Here is a 4,119-nt window from a genome sequence, read left to right as displayed (position 1 = left end):
ATTTTATATTTGTTTAACAACTTAATAGCGTCCAAATTTTGCTTTACAGTAGTATATTAGATATTACTGCCATTTCACCACCTAAGACCTGAATAATGTTTGGGAAGTTGTTTTTTAGAAAGATGGATAATTTTTTAACATATAAATAAGCCGGGGTTAAAACAGCGCTAAAATCGATTATATCGGGATTGTAGGATTGAATTTTATTTTTGATTTCTTCAAAAGAAGGTCTGAAATAGTCCAAATCATAAAAATAGCACTCGCAATTCAAAGATGGGTCCAAACCTTCCATAACTCTTGAAATACCAACCGGCGGATAGTCAGTTGGATAAGGTCCTGATGGAATATTTATCAATAATATCTTTGTCATTTTTTGCATTTGCCGAGGAATATTTTCAACATTAACTTAATTTTAGGAAAACTGTCAAAAATTTCTTCAATAAAAAACATATGGATTTGATACCAGTCGAATTTCCTATATTTTAGAGCAATCTTTAATTCTTCAAAAGCAAATTTCCATTTTCCTGCTTTTATAAATCTTAAAATTAAAAGCACTCTAAATGTAGTATAATTTTTAATAAACTCATCGTCAACAAAAATTTCTGAAGGTCTGTATACTTTCTCTTTTCTTAATTCATCAATTGTTGCTAATAATTTAGGAACTGCAAGTTTTACATTATAGTCCTTAATTACGCGTTGATGTCCCCTTTTTGCAATGTTTTCTCTTTCTGCTTCGTGTTGCAGATAATACTTTACTTTTTCAAGCAGTTCTTCTTTAGTACGAAATATAACAATTTCCTTATCAAATTCAAACAGGTTTTCAAGACCGAAATAATACTCGCTCAATACAAATCCACCGCAAGACAATACTTCCAAAAGTGTTCCTTTTGACCCCTTTATTCGTTTTTTAATCGGGTTTTTCTTAACTATTTTTGATTTATAATAAAGCCCGGTAAGATTTAAATTTATTTTGCTTCTATTAAAAATTTCAATTTTTTTTCCCTGAGAAATCACTCCGCTATCAGAATCCCAGCCAAAAGTTTTTATATTGATTCCATTTTTTAGAAGATAGTTTATATATTTGCTTCTCCCAATCCTACCCGTTATAGTTCCCACAAAAGACACATCTATATCCTTTTTAACATTTTCTTTTTTGTAATAATGTGTAGTGTCAAGATAACTGTAATAAAAAAGAGAGTTGATGCCGATTTGGCGAAGTCGGTATGGTGTTACAAAATCGTCAACAATTACCAAATCCATTGCTTGAGCATAATATTGTATAATTGTTTCATAGTAATATTCTGCATCACCCGTTTCCATTACCAGAAATAGATCTTTTCTTAATTTTTCAAAAAAACTAATATCTAAATAAAACTCCCATTGTGAAACGCCAACATAGATAACAGAATTTATTTCGTTTTTTTTAATGTAATCAGTCAAATAGGCATGAGTTCCGTAGAAACCATATTTATTATAAATTTCTTGGATATCTATAAATACGGAATTATTACTTAATAAAGTTTCAATCAAGTTATTTCTTGAATCTGCCAATGTATTTTTATATATGCTTCCAATGACTAAAATTTTTAATTCATTCATTGTTATCTTCAGAAAAATAATTTTTTTTCTTTAGGTATTCGTTTTGATTATTTAAAAACCAATTCCATGTTTCTTTCAAACCATCCAATAAAGAAGTTGTCGGGTTGTAATCAATTAGTTTTTTTGCCAAAGAAATATCCATTACTCTTTTAGGAAATCCAGCAGGTTTACTTTGGTCAAACTTATAATTAAAATCAATAAATTTATGAAGTGTTTCTACCAATTCCCGTATAGTTGTTCCTTGTCCACTACCTAAATTTACAAAACCTGCTTTCGTGCCATAATAAAGTGCCAATATGCAACCTTCAGCCACGTCTCTGCTATAAACAAAATCTCTAACAGCAGAACCGTTACCCCAAACAACTAACGGTTCTTCCTCTGAATAAATACGGTACATTAGCGATGGGATTACCATTGCATTTTTGGGGTCAAAATTATCACCAGGACCATATACATTTGCAGGTCTTACAATTGCAAAGTTGTCAAGATTATACTGTAGTTTATATGTGTGTATTTGCAGTTCAGCCATTCGTTTACTCCAACTTGTAAGTTCCATTGGAATGCTGTCAATACGGTAATCCGATTCCTTGAAAACTTCAGCGCTGGTATAAGTCCCAATTGTACTCGTATAGACAACCTTGCTAACTTTATTCATTCTGCATGCTTCCAATACATTTGTGTTCATCATCAATAGCGTTACAAAAATACTTGCAGGTTTTTTCTCTACAATTTCAATAGAACCTTTAATTCCTGCAAGATGAAAAACAAAATTAACATCTTTGGTTATTTTTTTACAAAACTCAAAATTTGTAAGATCGCCATAAATATGTTCCACTTTTGGGTTTATATTTATTTTATCAAGTGAAACTATTTTGATATTTGTCCCTATATTACATAAAATATCTACTACCTGTCTGCCGATAAGACCGGTTCCTCCGGTTACTAAAACATTCTTGCCAATAAAACTCTTTAATACTTCATCTTTAATCATACTTCTTTCCGATTCGGATAAACTTATCAAAAACTTTACATACGAGTGGTGCGAAATGTTTGCCTGTTTCCGTAATAGTAATTGTATCGTCAGAAAGTTCTATTATACTATCTTTGGCAAATTCTTCTAATGCAGTTTTCTCTTCTTTAAAATATTTTTTGAATTCAATACTATATTTTTGTTCAATATCACGACAATTTAAAGAAAAATAGGTACGTAAATCGTGAATAATATTTCGTCTTAGAACGTCGTCGTCATTTAATTTATAACCGCGAAATATTGGGAATTTACTATTTGTAATAGATGTTTCGTAATCCGGTATTGCATAAATGTTATGTGCATAATAATAATCTGTAATTCTACTTGCGCTGCTAGTTCCTATACCAATAATATCATGATATCTTCCCGGGGTATAACCTAAACCACTCCAAAAGAGTGTTTTGTTTTTCAATCCTTTTGCCACATCATCTGTTGGTTTTGCAAAATGGTCCACTCCGATGTCAATATAACCATTATTTATTAATCTTTGATGAGATTCGACGAAAAACATAGTTCTTTCATAAGCATTCGGGAGTTCAGATTCTTTCATCAGTTTTTGATGTTGTGAAAATTCAGGTGACATTATCAAATAGAGAAGACAAATCCTATCAGGTGACAATTTTATTACAGAATCAATTGTCTTTCTGAATGATTCTCTTGTTTGCTTAGGCAGTCCACAAATAATATCAAAATTTACACTTTTAAATTTCTTTCTGATATCAGGTATAAGCAAATTTTCTGTTAATTCAAGTGGTTGTATTCTGTTAACCGCTTTTTGTACTTCTGGATCAAAGTCCTGTATACCTAAAGATATCCTGTTAATTCCTTTTAAATGATAATATAGAAGATCTTCTTTTGTAGTAACCCGAGGGTCTATTTCAATTGTAAATTCGTCTAAATTTTTTATATTAACAATTGGTTGTAATTTTTCTATAAGCTGGTCAAACTCTTTTCTATATAATATAGTAGGCGATCCACCGCCAAAATGGATTTCACGAAAATTAGGCATAACAGAGTTTTTATCAAAAAATTCATGATATAAATCTATCTCGCGGTAAAGGTAGTTCAAATAATCCTTTACTCTTTCATAATCATTTGTAACAAATGTACGGCAGGTGCAGTAAAAACATCGCCTCCGACAAAAAGGAATATGAACGTATAGCAATAGTGGGATATCTTTCCTATAAGAAAACACACTTTTTAAAGCGATTCTAAAATCGGTATCATTAAATTTCTTTGACCAAAAATTTTTATGAGGATATTCTCCGTACATAAATGCACTGCTGACATCATATTTTTTTATTAAATTGTTCATTATATCCATGTCTATTTCCCCTATCATGTTGTTTTTAGTTTTTTCCATTTTACTGTAGTTTGGCAAATTTCCCATTTCTCTAATGAGAAATAGGGTGGTCTGATTCATCAGACACGCTTGCTAATAAATGCTGAGACATATTATAAAGGAACCTATAAAAAATTGACGTGAAAGC

Annotated in this window: 4 protein-coding genes; all 4 read right to left on the bottom strand. The window is 30.7% G+C overall.

The genetic code is table 11. The features are described 5' to 3' along the window. Window positions 1-43: 43 nt before the first annotated feature. From AB1349_13135 to hemN, 4 genes are read right to left on the bottom strand one after another with little or no spacing between them, the layout of a single operon-like run. Window positions 44-370: a hypothetical protein gene (locus tag AB1349_13135; GenBank protein MEW6558267.1), complete on the bottom strand. Its 327-nt coding sequence runs from the start codon at window positions 368-370 to the stop codon at window positions 44-46. Then, window positions 367-1,599, bottom strand: coding sequence for a glycosyltransferase (locus AB1349_13130; GenBank protein MEW6558266.1), 1,233 nt, complete (start codon window positions 1,597-1,599; stop codon window positions 367-369). The genes AB1349_13135 and AB1349_13130 overlap by 4 nt, the downstream gene beginning before the upstream one ends. Next, entirely contained in the window at window positions 1,592-2,590 is a 999-nt protein-coding gene (locus tag AB1349_13125; GenBank protein ID MEW6558265.1) for an NAD(P)-dependent oxidoreductase, read from the bottom strand. The genes AB1349_13130 and AB1349_13125 overlap by 8 nt, the downstream gene beginning before the upstream one ends. Next, entirely contained in the window at window positions 2,583-3,992 is a 1,410-nt protein-coding gene (gene hemN / locus AB1349_13120) for an oxygen-independent coproporphyrinogen III oxidase (GenBank protein ID MEW6558264.1), read from the bottom strand. The genes AB1349_13125 and hemN overlap by 8 nt, the downstream gene beginning before the upstream one ends. Window positions 3,993-4,119 lie beyond the last annotated feature (127 nt).

Source organism: Elusimicrobiota bacterium, assembly GCA_040757695.1.
Taxonomy (GTDB): Bacteria; Elusimicrobiota; UBA8919; order UBA8919; family UBA8919; genus JBFLWK01.
The sequence above is the reverse complement of the archived record's forward strand: the minus strand, read 5'-3'. Positions and strand labels throughout refer to the sequence as shown.